This window comes from Lelliottia sp. F153 (assembly GCF_002870005.1).
Classification (GTDB): domain Bacteria; phylum Pseudomonadota; class Gammaproteobacteria; order Enterobacterales; family Enterobacteriaceae; genus Enterobacter; species Enterobacter nimipressuralis.
The window spans coordinates 118,496-144,333 of the sequence record NZ_PKFT01000003.1; the positions used below are offsets into that span (position 1 = coordinate 118,496).

At 55.7% G+C, this 25,838-nt stretch carries 23 protein-coding genes and 1 riboswitch; of the genes, 9 read left to right on the top strand and 14 right to left on the bottom strand.

All coding sequences use genetic code 11. From position 1 onward, the window contains the following. Positions 1 to 2: 2 nt before the first annotated feature. The 11 genes from mraY to leuO all read right to left on the bottom strand — a co-directional run bounded on the left by mraY (position 3) and on the right by leuO (position 12,783). Positions 3 to 1,085 carry a phospho-N-acetylmuramoyl-pentapeptide-transferase gene (gene mraY, locus F153LOC_RS10295; protein WP_095280770.1) on the bottom strand — a complete coding sequence of 361 codons (1,083 nt, stop codon included), beginning with the start codon at positions 1,083 to 1,085 and terminating at the stop codon, positions 3 to 5. Next, on the bottom strand, positions 1,079 to 2,437 hold the full coding sequence (murF, locus tag F153LOC_RS10300) for a UDP-N-acetylmuramoyl-tripeptide--D-alanyl-D-alanine ligase (RefSeq protein WP_102104594.1): 1,359 nt from the start codon (positions 2,435 to 2,437) through the stop codon (positions 1,079 to 1,081). Before murF ends, mraY begins: the two co-directional genes overlap by 7 nt. Next, a complete protein-coding gene (murE, locus tag F153LOC_RS10305; RefSeq protein ID WP_100777627.1) occupies positions 2,434 to 3,921 on the bottom strand; it encodes a UDP-N-acetylmuramoyl-L-alanyl-D-glutamate--2,6-diaminopimelate ligase in 1,488 nt (495 codons plus the stop codon). The genes murF and murE overlap by 4 nt, the downstream gene beginning before the upstream one ends. Then, positions 3,908 to 5,674 (bottom strand): peptidoglycan glycosyltransferase FtsI, encoded by a 1,767-nt coding sequence (locus F153LOC_RS10310; RefSeq protein WP_100777628.1) that lies wholly within the window; start codon positions 5,672 to 5,674, stop codon positions 3,908 to 3,910. Before F153LOC_RS10310 ends, murE begins: the two co-directional genes overlap by 14 nt. Before the next feature lie 15 nt (positions 5,675 to 5,689). Then, on the bottom strand, positions 5,690 to 6,055 hold the full coding sequence (gene ftsL, locus F153LOC_RS10315; RefSeq protein WP_014068894.1) for a cell division protein FtsL: 366 nt from the start codon (positions 6,053 to 6,055) through the stop codon (positions 5,690 to 5,692). Continuing rightward, positions 6,052 to 6,993, bottom strand: a complete 942-nt coding sequence (gene rsmH / locus F153LOC_RS10320) for a 16S rRNA (cytosine(1402)-N(4))-methyltransferase RsmH (RefSeq protein ID WP_100777629.1) — start codon at positions 6,991 to 6,993, stop codon at positions 6,052 to 6,054. Before rsmH ends, ftsL begins: the two co-directional genes overlap by 4 nt. Before the next feature lie 2 nt (positions 6,994 to 6,995). Beyond that, entirely contained in the window at positions 6,996 to 7,454 is a 459-nt protein-coding gene (gene mraZ, locus F153LOC_RS10325) for a division/cell wall cluster transcriptional repressor MraZ (protein ID WP_100777630.1), read from the bottom strand. Positions 7,455 to 8,055: 601 nt separating this feature from the next. Continuing rightward, positions 8,056 to 9,060 carry a catabolite repressor/activator gene (cra, locus tag F153LOC_RS10330; protein ID WP_100777631.1) on the bottom strand — a complete coding sequence of 335 codons (1,005 nt, stop codon included), beginning with the start codon at positions 9,058 to 9,060 and terminating at the stop codon, positions 8,056 to 8,058. 179 nt (positions 9,061 to 9,239) lie between these two features. Further along, positions 9,240 to 9,731: an acetolactate synthase small subunit gene (gene ilvN / locus F153LOC_RS10335; protein WP_100777632.1), complete on the bottom strand. Its 492-nt coding sequence runs from the start codon at positions 9,729 to 9,731 to the stop codon at positions 9,240 to 9,242. Continuing rightward, on the bottom strand, positions 9,731 to 11,455 hold the full coding sequence (ilvI, locus tag F153LOC_RS10340) for an acetolactate synthase 3 large subunit (RefSeq protein ID WP_102104593.1): 1,725 nt from the start codon (positions 11,453 to 11,455) through the stop codon (positions 9,731 to 9,733). The genes ilvN and ilvI overlap by 1 nt, the downstream gene beginning before the upstream one ends. A gap of 383 nt (positions 11,456 to 11,838) precedes the next feature. Beyond that, a complete protein-coding gene (gene leuO / locus F153LOC_RS10345; protein ID WP_102104592.1) occupies positions 11,839 to 12,783 on the bottom strand; it encodes a transcriptional regulator LeuO in 945 nt (314 codons plus the stop codon). Positions 12,784 to 13,416: 633 nt separating this feature from the next. On the opposite strand from leuO, the gene leuL reads away from it, so the two are divergent. From leuL to leuD, 5 genes are all read left to right on the top strand, one after another. Then, positions 13,417 to 13,503, top strand: coding sequence for a leu operon leader peptide (gene leuL, locus F153LOC_RS21870; RefSeq protein WP_100777635.1), 87 nt, complete (start codon positions 13,417 to 13,419; stop codon positions 13,501 to 13,503). 90 nt (positions 13,504 to 13,593) lie between these two features. After that, on the top strand, positions 13,594 to 15,165 hold the full coding sequence (leuA, locus tag F153LOC_RS10355) for a 2-isopropylmalate synthase (RefSeq protein ID WP_100777636.1): 1,572 nt from the start codon (positions 13,594 to 13,596) through the stop codon (positions 15,163 to 15,165). Continuing rightward, positions 15,165 to 16,256, top strand: coding sequence for a 3-isopropylmalate dehydrogenase (gene leuB / locus F153LOC_RS10360; RefSeq protein ID WP_100777637.1), 1,092 nt, complete (start codon positions 15,165 to 15,167; stop codon positions 16,254 to 16,256). The genes leuA and leuB overlap by 1 nt, the downstream gene beginning before the upstream one ends. A 2-nt stretch (positions 16,257 to 16,258) precedes the next feature. After that, complete coding sequence (gene leuC / locus F153LOC_RS10365) at positions 16,259 to 17,659, top strand: 3-isopropylmalate dehydratase large subunit (RefSeq protein WP_102104591.1); 1,401 nt, start codon at positions 16,259 to 16,261, stop codon at positions 17,657 to 17,659. A 10-nt stretch (positions 17,660 to 17,669) separates the two neighbouring features. Then, entirely contained in the window at positions 17,670 to 18,275 is a 606-nt protein-coding gene (gene leuD / locus F153LOC_RS10370) for a 3-isopropylmalate dehydratase small subunit (protein WP_102104590.1), read from the top strand. A gap of 32 nt (positions 18,276 to 18,307) precedes the next feature. Here leuD and F153LOC_RS10375 read toward each other — a convergent pair whose 3' ends face one another. Together F153LOC_RS10375 and sgrT are read right to left on the bottom strand one after the other, a co-directional pair. After that, a complete protein-coding gene (locus F153LOC_RS10375; protein WP_102104589.1) occupies positions 18,308 to 19,486 on the bottom strand; it encodes a sugar efflux transporter in 1,179 nt (392 codons plus the stop codon). Between the two features lie 120 nt (positions 19,487 to 19,606). Next, positions 19,607 to 19,759, bottom strand: coding sequence for a glucose uptake inhibitor SgrT (gene sgrT, locus F153LOC_RS10380; protein WP_100777656.1), 153 nt, complete (start codon positions 19,757 to 19,759; stop codon positions 19,607 to 19,609). Positions 19,760 to 19,846: 87 nt separating this feature from the next. Between sgrT and sgrR the strand changes: the two genes are divergently transcribed. The 4 genes from sgrR (at position 19,847) to thiQ (ending at position 24,928) form a co-directional block, all read left to right on the top strand. Further along, complete coding sequence (gene sgrR / locus F153LOC_RS10385) at positions 19,847 to 21,502, top strand: HTH-type transcriptional regulator SgrR (protein ID WP_102104588.1); 1,656 nt, start codon at positions 19,847 to 19,849, stop codon at positions 21,500 to 21,502. A 36-nt stretch (positions 21,503 to 21,538) separates the two neighbouring features. Next, positions 21,539 to 21,639, top strand: a riboswitch (TPP riboswitch). 31 nt (positions 21,640 to 21,670) lie between these two features. Then, complete coding sequence (gene thiB, locus F153LOC_RS10390) at positions 21,671 to 22,654, top strand: thiamine ABC transporter substrate binding subunit (RefSeq protein ID WP_102104587.1); 984 nt, start codon at positions 21,671 to 21,673, stop codon at positions 22,652 to 22,654. Then, positions 22,630 to 24,240, top strand: coding sequence for a thiamine/thiamine pyrophosphate ABC transporter permease ThiP (gene thiP, locus F153LOC_RS10395; protein ID WP_102104586.1), 1,611 nt, complete (start codon positions 22,630 to 22,632; stop codon positions 24,238 to 24,240). The genes thiB and thiP overlap by 25 nt, the downstream gene beginning before the upstream one ends. Next, positions 24,224 to 24,928 (top strand): thiamine ABC transporter ATP-binding protein ThiQ, encoded by a 705-nt coding sequence (gene thiQ / locus F153LOC_RS10400; protein WP_102104585.1) that lies wholly within the window; start codon positions 24,224 to 24,226, stop codon positions 24,926 to 24,928. Before thiP ends, thiQ begins: the two co-directional genes overlap by 17 nt. A 57-nt stretch (positions 24,929 to 24,985) precedes the next feature. Here thiQ and F153LOC_RS10405 read toward each other — a convergent pair whose 3' ends face one another. Further along, positions 24,986 to 25,753, bottom strand: a complete 768-nt coding sequence (locus F153LOC_RS10405; RefSeq protein WP_102104584.1) for a DedA family protein — start codon at positions 25,751 to 25,753, stop codon at positions 24,986 to 24,988. Positions 25,754 to 25,838 lie beyond the last annotated feature (85 nt).

A 25,838-nucleotide genomic window follows, 5' to 3' on the forward strand; every position in this document is an offset into this window, starting at 1 on the left:
GATTAACGTACCTTCAGCGTGGCCAGGCCAATCAGGACCAGCATCAGCGAAATAATCCAGAAGCGCACAATCACGCGCGGTTCCGGCCAGCCTTTCAGTTCATAGTGGTGGTGAATCGGCGCCATACGGAAGATGCGCTGACCGCGCAGCTTGAAGGAGCCGACCTGCAAAATTACCGAGAGGGTTTCAACCACAAACACGCCGCCCATAATCACCAGCAGGAACTCCTGACGCAGCAGTACGGCGATAATGCCGAGCGCGCCGCCCAGGGCCAGCGAACCGACGTCGCCCATAAAAACCTGCGCCGGATAGGTGTTGAACCATAAGAAACCGAGGCCCGCGCCGACAATTGCCGTGCAGACAATCACCAACTCACCGGCGTGGCGCAGATAAGGAATGTGCAGGTAGCTGGCAAAGTTCATGTTACCGCTCGCCCATGCCACCAGCGCAAAACCACCGGCGACAAACACGGTTGGCATAATCGCCAGGCCATCGAGACCGTCAGTCAGGTTAACGGCGTTCCCCGTTCCGACAATCACGAAGTAGGCCAGCAGGATGTAGAACAGGCCCAGCTGCGGCATCACATCTTTAAAGAACGGCACCACCAGCTCAGTCGCCGGCGTGTCTTTCCCTGCCAGATAGAGCGCAAATGCCACGCCGAGGGCAATGACCGACATCCAGAAGTATTTCCAGCGAGCAATCAGGCCCTTGGTGTCTTTGCGCACTACTTTGCGATAGTCATCGACAAAACCGATAATGCCGTAGCCGATAAGAACGGTCAGCACGCACCAGACGTAAGGGTTTGACGGGTAAGCCCAAAGCAGAACAGAAACGACAATCGCGGTGAGGATCATGATCCCACCCATAGTCGGCGTGCCGCGTTTGCTGAAGTGCGATTCCGGACCGTCGTTACGCACGACCTGGCCAAAGGAGAGTTTTTGCAGACGGGCGATCATGCGCGGGCCCATCCACAAAGAGATGAACAGCGCGGTCAGCAGGCTGACGATGGCGCGAAACGTCAGATAGGAAAAGACGTTAAAGCCTGAATAATATTTGACCAAATGTTCGGCCAGCCAAACTAACATGTTCCGTTCTCCTGTAATGCGTGCACGACCTCTTCCATGGCGGCACTACGTGAACCTTTCACTAAAACCGTCACAATTTGGTGTTCTTTAACAAGCGTTTTAAGGCGCTCAATCAGCGCTGTTTTTTCTGCGAAATGCTCACCGACACCGCTCGCCTGGCTAATTGCCTGGCTCAGCGTCCCAGCGCTCAACACCCGATCGATGCCAGACGCTTTTGCCGCTTCACCGACCTGGATGTGACAGGCTTCGCTTTCAATACCAAGCTCAGCCATGTCGCCCACCACCATCACGCGGTAGCCGGGCATTTCTGCCAACACCTGCACAGCGGCAGTCATGGAACCGACGTTAGCGTTGTAAGAGTCATCCAGCAGCAGTTTGTTTTCTGCGAGCTGAACCGGGAACAGACGCCCCGGCACCGCTTTCAGATTCGCAAGACCCGCTTTGATCGCCTCATGCGTGGCCCCCACCGCCATCGACAGCGCGGCAGCCGCCAGTGCGTTGGCGATGTTGTGGCGTCCCGGCAGTGGCAGTAAAACGTCCACGCCACCCGTCGGGGTCTGCAGCGTAAATTCAGTCCCGTGAGAGGTCACGTGGATGTTGGTCGCGGTGAAATCGCTGTTGGCCGCATTTGGCGAGAAACGCCAGGTTTTGCGAGAACCAATCACGCTTTTCCAGTTCAGCCAGTCGTTGTTATCGGCATTCATAATGGCGATGCCGTCTTTCGGCAGACCGGTGTAGATCTCACCTTTGGCTTTTGCCACGCCTTCCAGCGAGCCAAAGCCTTCAAGATGTGCGGCGGCGAGGTTATTCACTAACGCCGCTTCAGGACGCGTCAGGCTGACGGTCCATGCAATCTCGCCCTGGTGGTTGGCGCCTAATTCGATCACGGCGTAATCGTATTCTTTCGTCAGACGCAGGAGCGTCATCGGTACGCCGATATCATTGTTCAGATTGCCTGCGGTGTAGAGCGTATTGCCGCACTGGCTCAGAATGGCCGCCGTCATCTCTTTTACAGAGGTTTTACCGGAAGAGCCGGTCAGTGCCACAACGCGTGCCGGAACCTGCTGACGCACCCAGGCCGCCAGCTCGCCAAACGCCAGACGGGTGTCTTTCACCACAATCTGCGGCAGGTCGATATCCAACTTACGGCTGACCAGCAGGGCGCCGGCCCCGTTTTCTTTCGCCTGATCGGCAAAATCATGGGCGTCGAAGCGCTCGCCTTTTAGCGCCACAAACAGACAGCCCGCAGTGATTTTGCGGGTGTCGGTAGTTACGGCATCAATAGTCAGATCCTGGCCCAGCAGCTCGCCCTTGAGTAAAGAAGCAGCCTGGCTTAGCGTTAAGCTAATCATGCCACCACTCCCAGCAGGCGTGCCGCTGTGACGCGATCCGAGTAATCCAGGCGACGTGCGCCGACGATCTGGTAATCTTCGTGGCCTTTACCGGCCAGCAGCACAACGTCGTTTTCTTTAGCCTGCATGATGGTATTCGTCACCGCTTCAGCACGGCCTTCCATCACACGAGCACGCCCGGCATCGAGCATACCCGCGAGAATATCGTTGATAATCGCGCGCGGCTCTTCGGTACGCGGGTTGTCATCTGTCACCACCGGAATATCCGCGAACTGCTCGGCAATCGCCCCCATCAGTGGACGCTTACCTTTGTCTCGATCGCCGCCACAGCCAAACACGCACCACAGTTTACCGGTGCAGTGCAGACGGGCCGCCTGCAGCGCTTTTTCTAGCGCATCCGGGGTGTGAGCGTAATCGACGACAACCGTGGGTTTGCCCGGTGCGCTAAACACTTCCATGCGGCCACAAACGGGTTGCAGACGCGCGGCGGTTTTCAGCAGATCGGCCAGCGGATAACCCAGCGCCAGCAGCGTCGCCAGCGCCAGCAGCAGATTGCTGACGTTAAACGCGCCCATCAGGCGGCTTTCGATTTCGCCTTCGCCCCAGGTGGAGTCAAAGCGAATCGTTGCGCCGCTATCGTGATACTTCACGTCCGTCGCTTTCAGCCAGCGGCCATGACAGTTCGGATTAATGTGGTCTTCCATCGACACAGCCACCGCATCCGGCAGCTTAGCCAGCCAGCGGCGGCCCACTTCATCGTCAGCGTTAACAATCGCCTGGCCGCAGTGGTGCGTGGAATAAAGCAGCCATTTCGCGGCTTCGTAGCTTTCCATGTCGCCGTGATAATCGAGGTGATCGCGGCTCAGGTTGGTAAAGACCGATGCCGCAAATTTCAGGGCGGCCACGCGGTGCTGGACCAGACCGTGAGAAGAGACTTCCATCGCAGCAAAGGTCGCGCCCTGCCCTGCCAGACCGGCAAGTACATGCTGCACGTCTACTGCAGAACCGGTGGTGTTTTCCGTCGGGTTTACTTTACCCAACAGACCGTTGCCGACGGTGCCCATCACTGCACTGGTTTCACCCAGCAGCTCGGCCCACTGCGCCATCAGCTGCGTGGTGGTGGTTTTACCGTTGGTGCCCGTGACGCCAACCAGACGCAGCCGATCGGACGGCTCATCATAAAAACGTCCCGCAAGGGCCGAGAGACGCTCGTTTAACTGGCTGAGATAGATGACCGGTACGCCGTGCATTTCACGGACTTCGCCGTCGGTTGCCTCATCTTTTGCCTCAGCAATAATGGCAGCTACACCTTGCGCTATCGCCTGCGGGATATACCGACGCCCGTCCGCCTGATGACCGACTACTGCTACAAAAAGATCGCCCGACGCAGCCATACGGCTGTCGAGTACCATCTCCCGCAGTTCTCGCGCGGGCAGCGTTTGCACCCACGGAGCAAGAAGGTCGCGCAAATTACGATCTGCCACCTGTTCCCTCGCCTTGATTAGTTACAAATTCATTTTTATCGCCCGTGGCCAGCGCATCAGGCTCGATGTTCATGGTGCGTAACACACCGCCCATGATGGCACCGAACACTGGCGCGGAGACGGCGCCGCCGTAGTATTTACCCGCCTGTGGATCGTTAATGACGACCACCAGCGCAAAACGCGGATTGCTGGCAGGCGCGACGCCTGCGGTGTAAGCAATGTATTTGTTGATGTAGCGGCCGTCCGGCCCCACTTTTTTCGCGGTACCGGTTTTAATCGCGATACGATAGCCCTTGATGGCGGCTTTTACGCCACCGCCGCCCGGCAGGGCGACGCTCTCCATCATGTGCACGACGGTACGCACGGTGGCTTCCGGGAAGATACGCTCGCCGGGAACCGGTGGATCAACTTTGGTAATCGACAGCGGTCGATAGACCCCGTAGCTGCCAATCGTTGCGTAGACTCGCGCTAACTGTAACGGCGTTACCATTAGCCCGTAGCCGAAAGAGAAGGTGGCCCTCTCTATGTCAGACCACCGTTGTTTTTGAGGATATAAGCCACTGCGTTCTCCGACCAACCCCAAATTGGTCGCCTTTCCTAGCCCAAAACGTGAGTAAGTCTCTACTAACGCTGAGGACGGCATCGCTAACGCCAGCTTTGAAACACCGACGTTACTCGACTTCTGCAAAACCCCGGTCAGGGTCAATTCGCTGTAACGCGCCACGTCTTTGATTTCGTGACCGTTAATTCGGTAAGGGATCGTATTCAGAACGGTATTTTCGTTGACGATGCCACGCTGAAGCGCAGTCATCACCACCATCGGTTTGACGGTCGAACCAGGCTCGAAGACGTCAGTGATGGTACGGTTACGCATCACATCTTTTTGCGTCCCCGTCAGGTTATTTGGGTTATAGGACGGGCTGTTGGCCATCGCCAGCACTTCACCGGTGCTGACATCCACCAGCACGGCGCTGCCGGATTCGGCTTTGTTGAACGCCACAGCGTTGTTCAGCTCGCGGTAAACCAGCGCCTGCAGACGTTCATCGATACTCAGGGCCAGGTTGTGCGCGGCCTGGCTGTCGGTTGAGGAGATATCCTCAATCACGCGGCCATAGCGATCTTTACGCACCACGCGCTCACCCGGCTGACCCGTTAGCCATTTATCAAAGCTCTTTTCGACCCCTTCGATCCCCTGGCTATCAACGTTGGTGAAGCCAATGAGGTGAGCGGTCACTTCTCCCGACGGGTAATAACGGCGTGATTCTTCGCGCAGATGGATGCCCGGCAGTTTCAGTTTTTTGATGTAATCGGCCATATCAGGGTTCACCTGACGCGCCAGATAGATAAAGCGCCCTTTCGGGTTTGCGTTAACGCGGGCCGCCATCTGATCGAGCGGCATTTTCAGCGCATCGGCGAGCGCCTTCCAGCGGTTGTCGAGGGTGACCCCTCCAGCGTCATGCAGCTCTTTCGGATCGGCCCAGATCGCTTTCACCGGCACACTCACCGCCAGCGGGCGACCAGAACGGTCAGTGATCAGCCCGCGCGAAGTGGAGACCTCCTGCACGCGCAGGGATCGCATGTCGCCCTGACGCACCAGCATGTCCGGTGCAATGATCTGCAACCACGCCGCACGGCCCAGCAGGAACACCAGCGCCAGTAAAATACAGCCACAAAGCAACGCAAAACGCCAACTCACAAAGTTGGCCTGTTCTTCCTGACGTTTCGGTTTTTGCGTTTTCGCCGCTGCTCTCATGCGTCGCGTGTTCCCTTATTTTTGTACTACAATATTTTCCTGCGAAGGATCAACATGCTGCAGCTGCAGCTTTTCCGTTGCGATCCGTTCAACCCGGCTGTGATCGCCGAGCGCGTTTTCTTCAAGAATCAGGTTTCGCCATTCGATATCCAGCGCATCGCGTTCCAGCACCATCTGCTCGCGTTGCGCGGTCAATAAACGGGTATGGTGCGCGGTGGTCACCACCGTCACAGCCGTCACAATGATGCAAATGAACAGGCAGAGTGGCAGCTTCCCAAACCGCAAGAGATCGTCGCCGATCACGCCAGGCAAGGCATGGCGCTCGTTGCTTCCTAACGATCCTTTAACCTTGCTTAAGGTCTCTGTCACTCTGCTGATCATGCGTTCGTCCTCTCTGCAATGCGCAGCACTGAACTACGGGCACGTGGATTCTCTGCCACCTCTTCTTCGCCCGGCATCAACTTGCCTACTACTCGCAACTGACGGCCACCCAGCTTCCTGAGTTGCTCTTCCGTCATCGGCAGTCCAGCGGGCACCTGAGGACCGCGGCTTTGTTCACGCATAAAGCGCTTCACAATACGGTCTTCCAGCGAGTGGAAGCTGATGATGGATAGCCGCCCACCTGGGGCCAGCACGCCGAGCGAGCTTTTTAGCGCCTGCTCTATCTCCTCCAGTTCACTGTTTACCCAGATGCGCACCGCCTGGAAGGTACGGGTCGCGGGATGTTTGAATTTGTCTTTGACCGGCGTTGCCGCGGTCACAACTTCTGCCAGCTCTTTGGTACGCGTCATCGGCTCGATGCGGTTACGCTCCACGATGCCGCGGGCGATACGCTTGCCGAAACGCTCTTCGCCGAAGGTTTTGATCACCCAGGCGATGTCAGCTTCGTCAGCCGTTTGCAGCCATTCTGCCGCAGACTGACCGCGAGTCGGGTCCATACGCATATCCAGCGGCCCGTCACGCATAAAGGAAAAACCGCGTTCTGCATCATCAAGCTGTGGTGAAGAGACGCCAAGATCGAGAAGAATGCCGTCGATCTTGCCCGTCAGGCCGCGCTCGGCGACATAGTCCGCCAACGCAGAGAAAGGTCCATGGACGATGGAAAAGCGTGGATCATCGATGGTCTTCGCCACGGCAATTGCCTGCGGATCGCGATCGATTGCCAGTAAGCGGCCTTCCGCTCCCAGTTGGGAGAGGATCAGACGCGAGTGACCACCGCGACCAAAGGTTCCATCGATATAGATGCCATCAGGACGAATATTCAGGCCGTTAACAGCCTCATCCAGTAGCACCGTTGTATGTTTATAATTTTCCATCATATTTATAGAGACAAGTCCTGCAATCGATCCGACAACACTGCGGATTCAGACTGCTCAGCGTCGATATCTTCCTTGACCTGTTGATACCAGGTCGTTTCATCCCACAGTTCAAACTTATTGAACTGCCCGACCAGCATCACTTCTTTTGTCAGACCCGCATGCTGGCGCAACACAGGCGCTATCAATAATCGCCCTGCGTTATCCATCTGACATTCACTGGCATGTCCCAATAACAACCGCTGTACGCGGCGTTCCTGCGGATTCATGCTCGACAGTCGCGACAGCTTTTGCTCAATAATTTCCCATTCGGGCAAGGTGTAAAGCAGCAGGCAGGGGTGGTTGATGTCAATGGTGCAAACCATTTGACCAGACGCGTTTTCGATCAGCTGATCGCGATATCGGGTTGGTACCGATAAACGCCCTTTGCTGTCGAGATTGACCAACGCCGCCCCACGGAACATGCCAGCCTCACCCCTTATCACCACTTTAACCCACAAATTCCCACATAAAGGAGTTTACGGAGCGAAGGAAAAGCTTGTCAAGCCAGGACTACCGCGATACAGGACGGAAAGCCCCCTATTTACGGACATAACCCAACTTGATTAATTACTGCACAACTGGCGAGGCAAAATTAACGTCATGAATATTTGTAAGAAAAAAAACAGATATGCATTCGAATGTTAAAAATCACTCCATACCACCACGGGCAAATATAAAGTGTCAGTTTGCGACGCGGGCGGCATTTTAAGACATTACGCACGGGGATAACAGCGCCAGATTCACCGGAGAAGCGTGAATACACAAGACCTGGCACGCAGGTGGGCATCAAAGAAGAAAAAATGGCTGATAATTCAGCATGAGAGGAGGCTTTGTAACAAAACAATACAAAAAAGAGTGCTTACTGTTGCCGAAATAACCTTAAAAAGCCTCCGATGAATGCGATATGAATTAATAAGAATAGCAGGCTATGAATCTTAGAGAATTATCCTAATTTTAGTCCGGATATTATTTGCCGTGATAATGAGAAACAATCAGGGCAGTTGACCTGCCCTAAAATGATAATTAACGACGATTCAATACACCGCGTCGATAGAGATTACGTTTGATACGCGTCAGCCCTGGTTTTGGCTTGCGCGGTTCATCCAGACTCGCCAGCACAATCTCCAGTACGCGCTCAGCCACGTCACGATGACGCTGGGCTACGGCCAGCACCGGACACTGCAGGAAATCGAGCAGTTCGTTATCCCCAAAGGTCGCAATAGCCAGCTCAGAAGGGAGTTTCCCTTCGCGGCGCAGCGTCACGTCCATCACGCCCTGTAACAGCGCGAAAGAGGTAGTGAACAACGCCTGAGGCATCGGGTGCGTCTCGAGCCATTTCTCAAACAGCTGCGCCGCGGCTTCGCGCTCGTAGCTGTTAGCGTAGAGATAGTGCACTTCACGCGGATCGTCTTTCCAGGCAGTACGGAACCCCTGCTCGCGCAGGAAGCTGACGGACAGCTCCGGCAATGCGCCAAGATAGAGCACGGTTTCTGCCGGGAAGGTACGCAGCTCGGCGGCCAGCATCTCGGCATCATCCTGATCGGCGCCCACGACGCTGGTGAAGTGCTCGCGATCCAGCGCACGATCCAGCGCGACGATCGGGAACGAGCCATTCGCCCAGCGCTGATAGAAGGGGTGCTCTGGTGGCAGAGAGGTGGAAACAATGATCGCGTCGACCTGGCGCTGGAGCAGATGCTCAATGCAGCGCATCTCGTTATCGGGTTGATCTTCCGAGCAGGCGATCAGCAGCTGATAGCCACGCTGGCGCGCCTGACGTTCGAGATAGTTCGCAATACGGGTGTAGCTGGTGTTTTCCAGATCCGGAATAACCAGACCAATAGATCGGGTGCGCCCGGCACGTAGCCCGGCCGCGACAGCATTCGGATGGTAGTTATGCTCACGAACCACCGCCATGACTTTTTCAACGGTTTTGTCGCTAACACGGTACTGCTTTGCTTTACCGTTAATCACATAGCTCGCCGTAGTTCGTGACACGCCGGCTAGCCGGGCGATTTCATCCAGTTTCACAATTGCCCCTTAAACGAAATAAAAGAGTCCATGGCCTTGTCAGGTTTATGGTTATATCTTTTAACATCTAAACGCAGAATAGTCGTTGCGGCAACCGCTTTTCTCTTCCTTAGGGTCCGTTTAGGCAAAAAAAACCCGGCTTTGCAGACCGGGTCGAAAGAGGCGAACTTTTTTGACGACTAACGCATAATTTTATCGCCGCGAGACAAGCCCACGACACCCGAGCGCGCCACCTCAACAATTTTGGCGACATCACGCACGGAGGCCAGAAACGCATCGAGTTTATCGCTGGTTCCGGCAAGCTGAACAGTATAGATAGAAGGCGTCACGTCGATGATCTGCCCACGGAAAATATCCGCGTTGCGTTTGACCTCCTCGCGTCCGTATCCGCTGGCCTGAATTTTGACCAACATCACTTCGCGCTCAACGTACGCCCCCTGCCCTAATTCACTCACTCGCAGCACATCCACTAATTTATGCAGCTGCTTTTCAATTTGCTCAAGGACTTTCGCATCACCAACGGTCTGAATGGTCATCCGCGACAGCGTCGGATCGTCCGTCGGTGCCACGGTCAGGCTTTCAATGTTGTAACCGCGCTGGGCGAAAAGCCCAATGACGCGCGATAACGCGCCCGATTCGTTTTCCAGAAGAACAGATAATATCCGGCGCATCAGGTTCTCTCCGTTTTGCTCAACCACATTTCATCCATACCGCCGCCGCGAATATGCATTGGGTAGACGTGCTCCGTCCCATCGACAATCACATCCACAAAGACCAGGCGGTTGTTCCTGACGTGCTCCAGCGCTTCGCCAAGCTTCGCTTCCAGTTCATTCGGATCGCTGACACGCATGCCGACGTGGCCATAGGCCTCCGCCACGCGCACAAAGTCCGGCAGCGATTTCATGTACGACTGGGAGTGACGACCGGAATAGATCATGTCCTGCCACTGCTTCACCATGCCCAGGTAGCCGTTATTCAGATTCAGGACCAGCACCGGGAGATCGTACTGCAAGGCGGTAGAAAGCTCCTGAATGTTCATCTGGATACTGCCATCGCCGGTCACGCATACGACGATCTCATCCGGGAGCGCCAGTTTGACGCCCAATGCAGCAGGCAGCCCAAACCCCATGGTGCCCAGACCGCCGGAATTTATCCAGTGGCGCGGTTTATCAAACGGGTAGTAGAGGGCGGCAAACATCTGATGCTGGCCTACATCCGAGGTGACGTAGGCATCCCCTTTTGTCAGTCGCCAGATCGTTTCGATCACCGCCTGCGGCTTAATGTGTTCGCTTTGCGTGTCATATTTCAGGCATTGACGTCCACGCCACTGCTCAATCTGCTGCCACCAGTCGCGAATGTCATCCAGCGGCTGCGCGGCAGGCTCTTGCGCCAGCAGATCCAGCATCTGTTCCAGCACCTGCAGCGCATCGCCGACAATCGGCACATCGGCAGGCACCGTTTTGGAAATAGAGGTCGGGTCGATATCAATGTGCAGCACCGTCGCATTCGGACAGTATTTCGCCAGATTGTTGGTGGTGCGATCGTCAAAGCGCACGCCGACGGCAAAAATCACATCGGAATTGTGCATGGTCATATTGGCTTCATAGGTGCCATGCATACCCAACATACCCAGCGCCTGAAGATGCGTGGCCGGAAAAGCACCCAGCCCCATCAACGATGAAGCCACAGGCAAGTTTAATTTTTCGATTAATTCGCGCAGCTGCGTGTGACAGTGGGCATTCACAGCACCACCGCCGACATAGACCACCGGTTTTTTCGCCGCAATCAGCGTTTGCAGCGCGCGTTTGATTTGGCCTTTATGCCCCTGGGTCGTTGGATTATAGGAGCGCATGCTCACGGAATCGGGCCAGACGTAAGGCAGTTTATTGGCCGGATTCAAAATATCTTTTGGTAGATCGACCACCACCGGGCCAGGACGCCCGCTGGCCGCCAGCCAGAAGGCTTTTTTCAGCACCCCTGGAATGTCTTCCGTTTGTTTAACCAAGAAGCTGTGCTTCACCACCGGGCGGGAGATCCCCACCATGTCACACTCCTGAAAGGCGTCGTAACCAATCAGCGAGGTGGCAACCTGTCCGGATAAAATGACCAGTGGGATGGAATCCATGTAGGCGGTGGCAATGCCGGTAATGGCGTTGGTTGCCCCAGGCCCTGAGGTGACGAGCACCACGCCCACCTCGCCGGTGGCGCGTGCCAGACCATCAGCCATATGCACAGCGGCTTGCTCATGACGCACCAGCACATGATCGATACCGCCGACGGTGTGTAACGCATCGTAAATATCGAGGACCGCGCCTCCGGGATAACCGAATACTTGCTTGACGCCCTGATCGATAAGTGACCGGACGACCATTTCGGCGCCAGACAACATCTCCATGGTTTGCCTCCAGGCTTCTTGTTATAGACGAACAGAGGAATTCATTTCCTCGCCGTCTTGCTTTCCAGGGTTTCCCCTGTCTTTCATTTTTGCAGAGTGACCTTCACCTTAACCGCTCCCCATGAGGCAGGCAATCAGCAAACGGAGGCGCGAAAAGAGGCGTAAAAGCAGAATACACAGGCATTATGACAAGATATGGTGAATTCCACTGGAATAGACTTTTGTGATGATGGTTCATCGCTTAAATAGGCGGGGAATCAGTAATTCATCTATTTTTGCATGGAAAAAAGCGAAAGGAAAAATTCAATTCAGAATAAAATACTACCCATTAAAAAAATAACAGGATAAACCGGATGCATTGCACCGATTTATCCTGATGGGGATTAGCGCCGACAAACACTGACTAACAGCTCTTCCATCCACTGATGGCCTTTATCTCGCCCGGCCGCTTCGTGCCACGAAAGATAACACGTTCGGCTATTGAGCTTCAGCGGCAGCGATAATATTTGCAGATTAAGCTGGGCAGAGAATTCTTCCGCCAGCCAGCGCGGAGCAATAGCAACAAGTTGAGTCTGCGAAACAATATTTAATACGCTCACCATGGCCATCCCCTGATACGCCACGCAGGCTTGTTTATCCGGTGTGTCATACCACGGCTGGCTAAATGAAGCATATCTGTCGAGTGCCACAACCGCGTGCTGCTCATTATAAACATCATTTTCCAGTAATGGCCCGTTGATGCGCGGGTGAGATTTACTGGCGACTAACACCATTTCATCGTTAAACAGCGGCACACAAGAAAACTCCGGACGGCGAAACTCTTCGTAACCCAGAACAAATTCCGTTTCCTGATAGCGTAACTGATGTTCAGTATTGTGGTTTAAGGAGGACTTAAATATGAGATGAATATTTGGGGCTATTTCTTCCACTTTATTATAGATAACGGAAGTCAGGTAATTATCCAGCGGACTGCACACGCAGAGATGAAAAACGCGCTCGCTACTTAAAGGTTCGAAACCGGACCCCGGCAGCTCATTCTGCACCAGTTGCAACGCCTGGCGAACAGACGCAAAAAGCTGATAAGCCCTTGCCGTAGGCTGGATGCCGCGGCCATATCGCACGAATAGCTCGTCGTTAAACATTATCTTCAGCCTGGCGACGGCATTACTCACTGCAGGCTGGGACATTCCCAACGCCTGTGCGGCTCTGGTAATATTTTGTTCCTGCATAACAGCATCAAAAACGGTTAATAAGTTAAGATCCACCGTACGTAGCTGAGGCCTGTTTGCTTCAATGGCGTGAGGCCGTTCATTTGTTTTTTCTAACATATCTAACTCCACTGTCACGCTAAACTCCCTTTGACTTGGCGCAATAATAACTTTTAAAAATATTATTTATCATGCAGATAAAACCAGACAAAGAGAAAAGTTTAAAATTCGGAATATATAAACACTCACGCCAAATAACAGGTGCAGGTATACACAAGCTCAAGCGTTAAAAATTTAAAAGTAATAACTAAAACATTAGGAATGGAATGAAACCATAAATCCAATGAATAAACAACAAGCCTACAGGTAAACAATTATTTAAGTTTTCTTAAACTAATCCATCCTATCAACGATTGTCCGTTAACATGTCATTATCATTGCTTGATCTTCATTCACCATTACCGCAACCAGACAGAATCCAACCTAATGATTTCAATGGATTTAATAACCACGCCCTTTAAATTTCAGAAAATAATTAATTGAAACCAATTATATTAAATTTATTCCGGAAACGGTTTTAAAGTCCAAAATTAGACAATTTAAATAACGCCGTAGGGAAAACCTAGCACAATACGCTAAAGAACCAGGACCACAGTTATCATGGATCGCGGACGTTTTTCGCCTCAGGGGTTGACTTGATTCCGCATATCCAGTACCACTAAAAGCATAACGCATTCATCTGGAGCCTGATTCATGATTCGTACCGTTCGTTTCCTCAGCCTACTACTACTAAACGCATCCACTGTGCGCGGTAGGCTGGCGGGCGAAATTCAACGTTGAATCGTCTCCGGTAAACAAAAAACCCGCGCCATTGCGCGGGTTTTTTTATGCTCGTAGCAAGGCGCCCCAGGACAGACAAGGACCAAACCCATGAGCCAGCAAGTCGTTATTTTCGATACAACTTTACGTGACGGTGAACAGGCGTTACAGGCAAGCCTGAGTGTGAAAGAGAAACTGCAGATTGCGCTGGCCCTGGAACGTATGGGTGTCGACGTAATGGAAGTGGGCTTCCCGGTCTCTTCACCGGGTGACTTTGAATCCGTCCAGACCATTGCGCGCACCATCAAAAACAGCCGCGTGTGTGGTCTGGCCCGCTGCGTCGAGAAAGATATCGACGTGGCCGCCGAATCCTTGAAAGTGGCTGAAGCCTTCCGAATTCACACCTTTATTGCCACCTCCCCGATGCACATCGCAACCAAACTGCGTAGCACCCTGGATGAAGTGATCGAACGCGCGGTGTACATGGTGAAACGCGCCCGTAACTACACTGACGATGTCGAATTCTCCTGTGAAGATGCTGGCCGCACGCCGATTGCCGATCTGGCCCGCGTAGTAGAAGCCGCGATTAACGCGGGTGCCACTACTATCAACATCCCGGACACCGTCGGTTACACCATGCCGTTCGAGTTCTCCAACATCATCACCGGCCTGTATGAACACGTGCCGAACATTGATAAAGCCATTATTTCTGTCCATACCCACGACGATTTGGGCCTGGCCGTGGGCAACGCCATTGCCGCAGTCCACGCCGGGGCTCGCCAGGTGGAAGGCGCCATGAACGGCATCGGTGAACGTGCCGGTAACTGTTCACTGGAAGAGGTGATCATGGCGATCAAAGTGCGCAAAGACATCATGAATGTGCAGACCCGCATTAATCACAACGAAATCTGGCGCACCAGCCAGACCGTCAGCCAGATTTGCAACATGCCTATCCCGGCGAACAAAGCGATTGTCGGCACCGGCGCCTTCGCCCACTCCTCAGGTATTCATCAGGACGGCGTGCTGAAGAACCGTGAAAACTACGAAATCATGACCCCGGAATCCATCGGTCTGAATCAGGTGCAGTTAAATCTGACCTCCCGCTCTGGCCGTGCGGCGGTGAAACACCGCATGGAAGAGATGGGTTACAAGGAAAGCGACTACAACATGGATCACCTGTACGACGCGTTCCTGAAACTGGCCGATAAAAAAGGCCAGGTCTTCGACTACGACCTGGAAGCATTAGCCTTCATTAATAAACAGCAGGAAGAGCCAGAGCACTTCCGTCTGGACTACTTCAGCGTGCAGTCCGGCTCCAGCGATATCGCGACCGCCTCGGTCAAACTGGCCTGCGGCGATGAAGTTAAAGCCGAAGCCGCCAACGGTAACGGCCCGGTAGATGCGATTTATCAGGCGATCAACCGCATCACCGACTACAACATCGAGCTGGTCAAATATGATTTGAGCGCCAAAGGTCACGGCAAAGATGCGCTGGGTCAGGTCGATATTGTTGTCACTTATAACGGCCGTCGTTTCCACGGCGTTGGCCTGGCGACAGATATCGTCGAATCCTCAGCCAAAGCCATGGTGCACGTCCTGAACAACATCTGGCGCGCCGCAGAAGTCGAGAAAGAGTTACAACGCAAAGCTCAGAATAAAGAGAACAATAAGGAAACCGTGTAATGTCGAAGAATTACCATATTGCTGTGTTGCCGGGCGATGGCATTGGCCCGGAAGTGATGACACAAGCCCTGAAAGTCCTGGAAGCAATCCGCGCCCGTTTCGCGATGAAAATCACCACCAGCCACTACGATGTGGGCGGTATTGCGATTGATAACCACGGCACCCCGCTGCCGAAAGCCACCGTTGAAGGCTGCGAAAACGCCGATGCGGTCCTGTTTGGCTCCGTCGGCGGCCCGAAATGGGAACATCTGCCACCCGCAGAGCAACCTGAACGCGGCGCGCTGCTGCCGTTGCGTAAGCATTTCAAACTGTTCAGCAACCTGCGTCCGGCGAAGCTGTATCAGGGGCTGGAAGAGTTTTGCCCGCTGCGTGCCGACATTGCCGCCAACGGCTTCGACATTCTGTGCGTGCGTGAATTAACCGGCGGGATCTACTTCGGCCAGCCGAAGGGCCGCGAAGGCAGCGGTCAGCACGAGAAAGCATTCGATACCGAGGTTTATCACCGTTTTGAAATCGAACGTATTGCCCGCATCGCGTTTGAATCTGCGCGCAAACGTCGTCACAAAGTGACCTCTATTGATAAAGCCAACGTCCTGCAATCCTCGATTCTGTGGCGCGAAATCGTCAACGAGATCGCCAAAGAGTACCCGGACGTTGAGCTGGCACACATGTACATCGACAACGCCACCATGCAGCTGATCAAAGACCCGTCGCAGTTCGACGTGCTGCTGTGTTCCAACCTGTTCGGCGATATTTTGTCCGATGAATGCGCGATGATCACCGGCTCCATGGGCATGCTGCCCTCCGCCAGCCTGAACGAAGAGGGCTTTGGCCTGTATGAGCCTGCGGGCGGTTCCGCGCCGGATATCGCCGGTAAAAATATTGCGAACCCGATTGCACAGATCCTCTCCCTGGCCCTGCTGCTGCGCTACAGCCTGGACGCGAACGACGCGGCCGATGCAATCGAAAGCGCCATTAACCGCGCATTAGAAGAAGGTATCCGCACGGGCGATTTAGCGCGCGGCGCGGCGGCCGTCAGTACCGATGAAATGGGCGATATCATTGCCCGCTATGTCGCTGAAGGGGTGTAATCATGGCGAAGACGTTATATGAAAAATTGTTTGATGCGCACGTAGTCTACTCGGCACCAAACGAAACCCCGCTGCTGTACATTGACCGTCATCTGGTGCACGAAGTGACATCACCGCAGGCCTTTGACGGTCTGCGCGCGCACAATCGTCCCGTTCGCCAGCCGGGTAAAACCTTCGCCACGATGGATCACAACGTGTCGACTCAGACCAAAGACATCAACGCGTCGGGCGAGATGGCGCGTATCCAGATGCAGGAGCTGATTAAGAACTGCAACGCCTTCGGCGTTGAGCTGTACGATTTGAACCACCCGTATCAGGGCATCGTCCACGTAATGGGTCCTGAGCAGGGCATCACTCTGCCGGGAATGACCATCGTCTGCGGCGACTCCCATACCGCCACGCACGGCGCGTTCGGTGCGCTGGCGTTTGGTATCGGAACCTCCGAAGTCGAGCACGTTCTGGCGACGCAAACCCTGAAACAGGGCCGCGCGAAAACCATGAAAATCGAAGTCAAAGGTCAGGCGGCGGCAGGTATCACCGCGAAAGATATCGTGCTGGCGATTATCGGTAAAACCGGCAGCGCAGGCGGAACCGGTCACGTGGTGGAGTTTTGCGGCGATGCTATCCGTGCATTGAGCATGGAAGGCCGTATGACCCTGTGCAACATGGCGATCGAGATGGGTGCTAAAGCCGGTCTGGTCGCACCGGACGAGACTACTTTCAACTATGTGAATGGCCGTCTGCACGCGCCGAAAGGCAACGATTTTGACGAGGCGGTGGAATACTGGAAAACCCTGCAAACCGACGACGGCGCGACATTCGATACCGTTGTCACCCTGCAGGCAGAAGATATCGCACCGCAAGTTACCTGGGGCACCAACCCAGGCCAGGTGATTTCCGTTAACGACAACATTCCCGATCCGGCCTCCTTTGCCGATCCGGTGGAACGCGCAAGCGCCGAAAAAGCGCTGGCGTACATGGGCCTGAAACCGGGCATTCCGCTGACCGACGTGGCAATCGACAAAGTGTTTATCGGCTCCTGCACCAACTCTCGCATTGAAGATTTGCGTGCAGCGGCGGAAATTGCCAAAGGCCGTAAAGTCGCGCCCGGCGTGCAGGCGCTGGTCGTGCCAGGCTCTGGCCCGGTGAAAGCCCAGGCTGAAGCTGAAGGGCTGGATAAGATCTTTATCGAAGCCGGTTTTGAGTGGCGCTTACCGGGCTGCTCCATGTGTCTGGCCATGAACAACGACCGTCTGAACCCGGGCGAGCGCTGCGCCTCCACCAGCAACCGTAACTTTGAAGGCCGTCAGGGCCGGGGTGGACGTACCCATCTGGTCAGCCCGGCAATGGCAGCGGCTGCCGCTGTGACCGGCCATTTTGCTGATATTCGTGGTTTGAAATAAGGAGACAATCATGGCAGAGAAATTTACCCAACATACGGGTCTGGTTGTCCCGCTGGATGCGGCGAACGTCGATACGGACGCCATCATTCCCAAGCAGTTCTTACAGAAAGTGACCCGCACAGGCTTTGGCGCGCACCTGTTCAACGACTGGCGTTTTCTCGACGATCAGGGCCAGCAGCCGAATCCCGAGTTCGTTCTGAACTTCCCGGAATTTAAAGGCGCATCGATCTTGTTAGCCCGCGAAAACTTTGGCTGTGGCTCATCCCGCGAACACGCCCCGTGGGCGCTGACGGACTACGGTTTTAAAGTGGTGATCGCCCCGAGCTTTGCCGACATCTTTTACGGCAACAGCTTCAACAACCAGTTGCTGCCGGTGACGCTGACCGACGAACAGGTCGATGAGCTGTTCGCGCTGGTGAAGGCGAATCCGGGCATTTCGTTCGAAGTGGATCTGGAAGCGCAGGTGGTGAAAGCGGGTGACAAAACTTACAGCTTTAAAATCGACGACTTCCGCCGTCACTGCATGATCAACGGCCTCGACAGCATTGGTTTGACCCTGCAGCACGAAGCCTCCATTGCAGCCTACGAAAACAAACAACCGGCGTTTATGCGCTAACGAAAAAGGCCCGCGCAAGCGGGCCTTTTTGTTTAACTCTCTTTGACGCGAAGCGTCAGCGCCAGCGTCACCAGCGAGATCCCCGCAATCACCCAATACACGGCAAAGTGACCATAGCTTTGCGCCAGCGCCCCCTGAATCACCCCCGCCAGAATCACCCCGGTCGAAATACTGTTGGTGAATAACGTCGTGGCTGAGCCCGCCCGTCCGGGCATCAGGTCCTGGAACCACAGCATCCCAATCCCGGCGACAATGCCGATAAAAATCGCGTTAAACAGCTGCAACGCCAGCAGCGCTTCGCGACTGTGAAACAGGATCAATCCCAGGTAAAACAGGACGCCAGCCGCCACCGCAACCACCATCATCCGGCGTTTGCCAAAGCGCTTCACGTAAAAGCCCGCGAGGATCATTGCCGGGATTTCCAGCCCGGCGGCGGTACCCATTAAGATCCCGGCGAGCTTATCCGGCAGCCCCAGATCGCTGCTGATCCACAGGGGCATATCGATGATATACATGGTGTTGCAGGTCCACATCAGCGTCGAGGCAATAAACAGCATGCGCACGTTTTTATTGTGCCAGCCGCTCACCTGGGTGACGGGCGTATCCGCCGCCTGCTCCACCCGGGCGACCGACGGCAGCACAAAGGCGATCAGCGCCAGGCTGATGGCAAAAATCCCGGCCGCAATGGAGAACATCACCGTAAAGCCGTAATTCAGCGCCAGCATAAAGGCCAGCGGCGGGCCGATCACCCACGCCAGGGAGAGCTGTGCACGCATCACCGAGCTGAACATCACCACTTCCCGCGCCGAGCTGTCCGCGTACTCACGGGCGAGCGCAAAAAGCTGCGGCATGGCGGTATTGGCAAGCGAGGCCAGCAGCACCCCGCAGGTGAGCAGCGTCAGATAGTGACGGTTGAAGGCAAACAGCAGAGCGTTGCCGATGGCCATCGCGCAACAGAACAGAATTAATTTGCGGCGATCGCCCTGGCTGTCGGATCGTTTTGCCAGCCACAGGCTAACCAGGATCCCGGCAATGGCGTTGACCGTGTAAAACAGGCCCACCCAGAAAGGCTGTGCGCCCACCTCACGACTCAGGAACAGGCTCAGGGTCGGCGCCTGTAGCGCCCCCGCGACGCCCATCATAAAGGCCACCAGCATAAAAGCGGCATACACGCCGTTCAGGCGGCGGCCCATCGTCATCAACCAGAGCATGCGCAGTTCCTTGTCAAAGAGGAGCGAAATGGAGAGGCAGTGTAAACGAAAAAAGCCAGCAAAAACATTTTGCTGGCGGGTGATAAGCACCAATACTCAGTCACACATGGTCGAGGCGAGTCAGCGGTCAGAGGTCGATTTCGTAACGTCCCACTGCATCAGATCTTCAAGCATTTTCAGGCGCTGTTCTGCGCACTGGCGGGCCAGCCAGGACACTCCCTTTGTCGCTGAAAAGTAGTGCTGATAAAACTGACGTGCGGTAGACCTCTTCATATTTACCTCCTCACTTCAACAAGGAGGATTATTGGCTTAATATGAGGATTAATAAATTGCTGATTTTTTGTCAGGAGTTCCCCTTTTATGCCGTCTGGTCGTCTGCAACAACAATTTATCCGCCTCTGGCAGTGCTGCGAAGGCCAGTCAAAAGAGACCACGCTGAACGAGCTAGCGGAACTGCTGAACTGCTCGCGCCGCCACATGCGCACGCTGCTGAACACCATGCAGCAGCAGGGCTGGCTGAACTGGGAGGCGGAGGCAGGGCGCGGAAAGCGTTCGCGCTTAACCTTCCTGTATACCGGTCTGGCCTTACAACAGCAGCGCGCTGAAGACCTGCTGGAGCAGGACCGCATCGATCAGCTGGTGCAGCTGGTGGGCGATAAAGCCGCCGTCCGCCAGATGCTGGTCTCCCATCTGGGCCGCAGCTTCCGCCAGGGAAAGCACATCCTGCGCGTGCTCTACTACCGTCCGATGAAAAACCTGCTGCCGGGCACGGCGCTACGCCGCTCCGAAACGCACATGGCGCGACAAATCTTTAGCGGCCTGACGCGCATAAATGAGGAAAACGGGGAACTGGAAGCCGACATCGCGCACCACTGGCAGCAACTTTCTCCGCTGCACTGGCGCTTTTTTTTGCGTCCCGGCATCCATTTTCACCATGGCCGCGAGCTGGAGATGAACGATGTGATCGCTTCTCTGCAGCGCGCCCGCGGGCTGCCGCTCTACTCCCACATCGCACACATTCACTCCCCCACCGCCTGGACGCTGGATATCGAGCTTTCCGAGCCTGACCAGTGGCTGCCGTGGCTGATGGGCTATGTCCCGTCGATGATTTTGCCTCATGAATGGGAGAGCATGCCCAGTTTCGCCAGCCAGCCCGTCGGCACCGGCCCTTACGCCGTGATGCGCAATAACAGTAACCAATTGAAAATCCGCGCCTTCGATGACTACTTTGGCTACCGCGCGCTGATTGACGAGGTGAATGTCTGGGTGCTGCCGGACATCAGCGAAGAGTTCAGCCCCGGCCTGACGCTGGAAGGCCCGACCGAAGGCGAAAAAGCCGTCGAAAGTCGCCTCGAAGAGGGCTGCTACTATCTGCTGTTTGACGCCCGCACCCACCGGGGTGCCAGCAGCGAGGTGCGTCAGTGGGTCAGCCAGATCCTCGCCCCCGCCAATCTGATCTATCAGGCGGAAGACCAGCACCAGACCTACTGGTTCCCGGCCTACGGGCTGCTGCCTCGCTGGCACCACGCCCGTCCTGGGCGCGGCGAAAAGCCCGCCGGGCTGGAAACCATTACCCTCACCTATTATCGCGAACACGTTGAGCACCGCTTTATTGCGCGCATTATGAGCAAACTGCTGGCCGCGGAAGGCGTGACGCTGGAAATTCAGGAGGTGGATTACGATGAATGGCATCGCGGCGAAGCGGTGAGCGATATCTGGCTCAACAGCGCGAACTTCACTCTGCCGCTCGATTTCTCACTCTTCTCGCACCTGTATGAGATCCCGCTGATCCAGCACTGCATTGCCCGCGACTGGCAGCAGGACGCCGCTCAGTGGCGCGCCGGAGAGATGAATCTGGCGGTCTGGTGCCAGCAGTTGTTGTCCCAGCAGGCGATGGTACCGCTGATCCACCACTGGCTGATGATTCAGGGACAGCGCAGTATGCGCGGCTTACGCATGAACACGCTCGGCTGGTTTGACTTTAAATCCGCCTGGTTTGCGCCGCCGGAACCATAACACTTTCGTAATATTCACCAAATCATTACAATACCGCCGTTCTCAACGGGGTGCTGCATCGATGATGTGCGCTGAGATAATACCCGTCGAACCTGATCCGGATAACGCCGGCGAAGGGATTTGAGGCTGTCGCTCAAAATCCTTTGCCACTCAACTTTGAGGTGCAAAGTGTTAAAAAAAGTTCTCCCCCTGCTGGCGCTCTTCGCGCTGCCTGCGTTTGCCAAGCCCGTTTTAACGGTCTACACCTACGACTCCTTTGCCGCCGACTGGGGCCCAGGCCCGGTGGTCAAAAAAGCCTTTGAAGCCGACTGTCACTGCGAACTGAAATTCGTGGCGCTGGAAGATGGCGTTTCGCTGCTCAACCGTCTGCGGATGGAGGGCAAAAACAGCAAGGCCGACGTGGTGCTGGGCCTGGATAACAACCTGCTGGAAGCGGCCTCGCAAACCAAACTCTTTGCCAAAAGCGGTATCGCCGCCGATGCGGTGAACGTTCCGGGCGGCTGGAAAAACGACACCTTTGTCCCCTTCGATTACGGTTACTTCGCCTTCGTCTACGATAAAAACAAGCTGAAGAATCCGCCGAAAAGCCTGAAAGAGCTGGTCGAGAGCGACCAGAAATGGCGCGTGATTTATCAGGACCCACGCACCAGCACACCGGGCCTTGGTCTGCTGCTGTGGATGCAAAAAGTGTACGGCGACAAAGCGCCGGAAGCCTGGCAAAAACTGGCGGCGAAAACCGTCACCGTCACCAAAGGCTGGAGCGAAGCCTACGGCCTGTTCCTGAAAGGCGAAAGCGATCTGGTCCTGAGCTACACCACCTCGCCGGCCTACCACATTATCGAAGAGAAAAAAGACAACTACGCCGCCGCTAACTTTGCCGAAGGCCACTATCTGCAGGTGGAAGTCGCCGCCCGCACCGCGGCCAGCAAAGAGCCGGAACTGGCCGAGAAGTTCCTGAAATTTATGGTCTCGCCTGCGTTCCAGAACGCCATCCCGACGGGCAACTGGATGTACCCAGTGACCGACGTCAAACTGCCTGCGGGTTTCGATCAGTTGAGCAAACCGCAAACCACGCTGGAGTTCACCCCGCAGCAGGTTTCCACTCAACGCGCCTCCTGGATCAGTGAATGGCAACGCGCCGTCAGCCGCTAATTCCCGGCTGGCTGCTCCCTGGGCTGACTGCCGCCACGCTGATGGTGGTGGTGAGCCTGGGGGCTTTTCTTGCCCTGTGGCTGAACGCACCGCAAAGCGATATTGCCGCGCTGTGGCACGATAGCTATCTCTGGCACGTGGTGCGGTTCTCCTTCTGGCAGGCATTTCTCTCAGCCCTGCTCTCGGTCGTCCCGGCGATCTTTTTGGCGCGGGCGCTTTATCGCCGCCGTTTTCCCGGAAGACAAGCGCTGCTGCGCCTGTGCGCGATGACGCTGATCCTGCCCGTACTGGTCGCCGTCTTCGGTATTCTGAGCGTGTATGGGCGCCAGGGATGGATCGCCTCGCTGTTGAGTGCGTTTGGCATCGAATGGACATTTTCGCCTTACGGCCTGCAGGGCATCCTGCTGGCCCACGTCTTTTTCAATATGCCCATGGCGACGCGACTGTTCTTACAGGCGCTGGAAAATATCCCTGGCGAACAGCGACAGCTGGCCGCCCAGCTCGGAATGCGCGGATTTGCCTTTTTTCGCTTTGTTGAATGGCCGTGGCTGCGGCGGCAGATTCCGCCCGTTGCAGCATTAATTTTTATGCTCTGCTTCGCCAGTTTTGCCACGGTGCTGTCGCTGGGCGGCGGCCCGCAGGCCACCACCATTGAGCTGGCGATCTATCAGGCCCTGAGTTACGACTACGATCCGGGTCGTGCGGCGCTGCTGGCGATGATCCAGATGTTCTGCTGCCTGGGGCTGGTCCTGCTCAGCCAGCGACTCAGTAAAGCCATTGCAGTGGGGAGCCATCAGGTAAACGGCTGGCGCGATCCGCAGGACAGCCTGCGCAGCCGCCTGAGCGATCTCCTGCTTATTGTACTTGCGCTGCTGTTACTCCTCCCGCCGCTGCTGGCCGTGGTGGTGGATGGTCTCAATCTGAATCTGATCTTGGTGCTGCAACAGCCGGTGCTGTGGCAGGCATTGTGGACGTCGCTACGGATCGCCCTCGGCGCCGGGCTGCTGTGCGTCCTGCTGACCATGATGCTGCTCTGGAGCAGCCGCGAACTTTACGCCCGACACTCCCGAATCGCCGGGCAAGCGCTGGAGCTGAGCGGGATGTTGATTCTGGCGATGCCGGGCATTGTGCTGGCGACCGGGTTCTTTTTGCTGTTTAACAGCACCATCGGATTACCCGAGCACGCCGACGGGATCGTCATTTTCACCAACGCGCTGATGGCGATTCCCTATGCCCTGAAAGTGCTCGAAAACCCGATGCGCGACCTGAGCGCCCGCTACACTCTGCTCTGTCAGTCGCTGGGGATGCGCGGCTGGCAGCGAGTGAGGGTTGTTGAACTCCGCGCCCTGAAACGCCCTCTGGCGCAGGCGCTGGCCTTTGCCAGCGTGCTGTCGATTGGCGATTTCGGCGTGGTGGCGCTGTTTGGTAATGACGATTTCCGCACGCTGCCGTTCTGGCTGTATCAGCAAATCGGCTCGTATCGCAGTCAGGATGGTGCCGTGACGGCCCTGCTCTTGCTGCTGCTGTGCTTTACCCTCTTCACCGTTATCGAAAAACTTCCGGGGCGCGATGCTAAAACTGACTGATGTAACCTGGCTTTATCAGCACCTGCCAATGCGCTTTACGCTCTGTGTCGAACGCGGAGAGATGATTGCCATTCTCGGCCCAAGCGGTGCCGGGAAAAGCACGCTGCTCAATCTGATTGCCGGTTTCCTGCCTCCGGCGCGCGGCGAGATGTTGATCGACGGGCAAACGAACACCCACACGCCGCCGTCCCAGCGCCCGGTGTCGATGCTGTTCCAGGAAAATAATCTGTTTACCCATCTGACGGTGCGACAGAATATCGGCCTGGGAATGGACCCCGGCCTCAAGCTGACGGCGCTTCAGCGTGAGAAACTCGAAGCGATTGCCCAGCAGATGGGGCTGAATGAATTTCTTGAACGTTTACCTGGTGAGCTTTCTGGCGGGCAGCGTCAGCGCGTCGCGCTGGCTCGCTGTCTGGTGCGGGAACAGCCGATTTTGCTCCTCGACGAGCCGTTCTCGGCTCTCGACCCGGCCCTGCGTCAGGAGATGCTGTTGCTGGTAAAAGAGGTGTGTCAGCAGAAAAATCTCACCATGCTGATGGTTTCGCACAGCGTGGAAGACGCCGCCAGAATCGCGGCGCGCTCCGTCGTGATTGCCGACGGGCGCATCGCCTGGGATGGGGAAACGCAGGAGCTGATAAGCGGGAAGGCAAGTGCTTCAGCGTTGTTGGGAATAATGCAGCCGCAGTAAGCCCGGAAAACAATGCGCCACCGGGCAATCTCAGGCCTGGTGGCGGCTGAAAATCGCCTATCGGCTCACCACCTTCAACAAAATCTCGCCATACACCGGCATCAGCGGATGACGAATCAGCGCCACCAGCGCCACCACGGCCACCCCGAGCGTCAAGGGCGCCAGCCACAACAGGCGGCCACGCGGCAGATATTGGGTGAGGCGATCCGTACCGGCTTTCGCACTGCGCCACAGGCGCCAGCACAGCCACACCGCGACCCACAGCAGCAGCGCGGTGGCTAACAGCAGCCATTTAAAATGGCCGCTTTGCGCATCGGCGGGGATATCAATCGCCGCACCGGCCAGAATGCCCGGCAGGAAATAGAACGGCGGCCAGAAGACGCAGCCGATGATATTGGGCAGAATAAATTTTGAAACGGGCAGATCCAGCATCCCGGCAACCATCGGCACCAGCGGACGCGTCGGGCCGACAAAACGCCCGACCAGAATGGTAAACATACTGTGCTGATGGAGGGCATGCTCGGTTTTGTCGAGCAGCGCTTTGTTCTTTTTCATGAACGACCAGCGGTGCAACGGCTTTTTGAAGCGCCAGCCTAACCAGAAAGAGATCCAGTCGCCCAGCAGACAGCCAACGATACCGGCCATCCACGCCTGCCAGAAGTTCACCTCGCCGCTGCCAATCAGCGCACCGAGGCCCGCCATCATGACAGTGCCAGGTAAAATCAGCCCCACCAGCGCCAGCGATTCCAGAAAGGCGACCAGCGCGACAGCGATCAGCGAGTAGGCCACGGACTGCGTAATAAAATGTTCCAGCAATGCCTGCATAACGATTCCGGTCAGATAACAGAGCAGGGATTCTGCGAAGTGCTTCCTGCCTCGTCAAGACAACAATTGTCTGAATAGTTTACCG